The sequence below is a fragment of the Thermococcus sp. genome, assembly GCF_027052235.1.
Taxonomy (GTDB): domain Archaea; phylum Methanobacteriota_B; class Thermococci; order Thermococcales; family Thermococcaceae; genus Thermococcus.
Window position 1 is genome coordinate 1 of sequence record NZ_JALUFF010000003.1, and the last position, 1,715, is coordinate 1,715.

At 49.5% G+C, this 1,715-nt stretch carries 2 protein-coding genes and 1 pseudogene; 2 read left to right on the top strand and 1 reads right to left on the bottom strand.

Features of this window, described 5'->3' with window-relative positions:
- Both MVC73_RS00160 and MVC73_RS00165 read left to right on the top strand, forming a co-directional pair.
- On the top strand, nt 1-394 hold a 394-nt coding region (locus MVC73_RS00160; RefSeq protein WP_297505963.1), incomplete at its 5' end, for a ferritin family protein.
- Between the two features lie 83 nt (nt 395-477).
- The gene (locus MVC73_RS00165) at nt 478-1,524 is read left to right on the top strand and encodes a DUF835 domain-containing protein (protein ID WP_297505964.1); all 1,047 of its coding nucleotides are present in this window, start codon (nt 478-480) and stop codon (nt 1,522-1,524) included.
- Here MVC73_RS00165 and MVC73_RS00170 read toward each other — a convergent pair.
- Nucleotides 1,525-1,715 (bottom strand): annotated as a pseudogene (locus MVC73_RS00170) (rubrerythrin family protein); the annotation flags it as partial.

Below are 1,715 nucleotides of genomic sequence, written 5' to 3' on the forward strand. Positions count from 1 at the left end.
GATCGAGATTCAGGAGCTCAAGAACAAGATAGAATGGCTCGCCGGAGAGGAGAAGAAGCACGAGGAACTACTGAGGAGAATATACGAAAACATGTTCCCTGGGAAGGAGGTCGTCTTTCCAAAGGAGCACATAGGGCCCGAGCTTCAGCCGGTTGCGAGGAAGCTACACGGCGTCGAGGATATAATCGACCTGATCCGGTGGGCCATGAAGGCAGAGGAGATAGCGGCCAAGTTCTACGCCGAGCTCGAGAAGATGGTAGACACTGAAGAGAAGAAGCGCCTCATGCGCTACCTGAGCGATATGGAATGGGGCCACTACTACAACCTCAAGGCCGAGTACGAGCTCCTCCTCGACTGGGCAATGTACAGCCAAATGATGAACGTAGGACCTTGATTTCCTTTTGATTCCCAAGTCACAGAACAGAAAAGGTTATATTCATCCCTCCTTTCTTCTATCAAAAAGAGCTGGGGATTGAAATGGGGGTTTCACCAGATCTCGGCATAATGCTCCTGAAAGCGGCTATCAGTCTTGCTTTCGTATTAGTCTTCCTTAAAAGTCGGCGGAAATCAGCCCTCCTCCTCGGTGCTGGCTGGGCCCTTAGCGGAAACCTCCCCCTAGGCGGCACTGTAATCGGCAATACGAACCTGGATCCCCTAATAATGGGATTGGCAACGTCAACGACGATATTTGGAATTATGGAACTAATAAGAGAAGAGCGTGGTCGAGGACCCCCAAAGGCCATTCTACTTTCCCTCCCACCAATTCCACTTCTATACGGAATCGTTGAGACGGCCCTTGGAACGAACTTCGGGGGAACATATGTCCTCTCTGGCTTCCTCCTAATAGCTGGCGGCGGGACTTTCATAGAGTTCCTCAAAGAATACTATCACGAGAGGGCCGTTCTCTTTGGGATGGCATTGATACTGGCGGGACTGGCAAGTATGGCATACCCGTTCATATACTTAAAGGGTGAAATCCATTACACGCTGGTTTTCTATGGCTCACTCTTTATTGCCGCCTTCACGATATTCGCCTACTACAAACTGATATTCAGTGAAGACTTCTCTTACCTCTCAAACGTCAAGGAAATCAAGGATGACCCCAACGGCGTCAAACCCGGAGTAACTATACTTTCACTCACCGAATTCAAAGAGCTACACAGAAAACTGGAGAAATTTCCGGTCCTTGCGTTCGTAAGAAACATCGAACCCTACGAGAGCTGGATTGCCTACAGAGTATCCTCCGTAGAGGGGGGTAAAGTGATGCCCCCAACAGCCCTCTACAGAATAACACAGGCTATAAGCGAGTATCTGGTGGAAACCGAGAAAAAGGGAATCAGGGGTTTAATTCTCATTGACAGCCTCGAGCTACTCAAGATTTACAACGGCTTTGAGGCCCTTTTGAAGTTCCTTGCAACAATAAGGGATTTGGTAAAGCTTTCCAACGCGTCACTGATAACAATAACGGAAAAGGAAGCGTGGAGCAACAGCGAATGGAAACTCCTTCAGCGAATACTGGATTGATCACTCCTTGTACTTGGCTATCAGCTCGGCCAAAAGCCTGTGGTGCTCCCTCTCGTTTTCAACCAGGGCCTCGGCTATGCCCTTGAAGAGCGGGTGGGTCATCTTCTCCGCCATCTTCTCGTAGGTTTGAATCATGTCCTTCTCTATCTCGAGGTGCATCTCAGCGAAGCGCTTGACGAGGGCCTTCTGCT

What these genes read in the sequence shown, in the direction of transcription:
- MVC73_RS00165 (WP_297505964.1), top strand. Translation starts at nt 478, where the DNA reads ATGGGGGTTTCACCAGATCTCGGCATAATGCTCCTGAAAGCGGCTATC.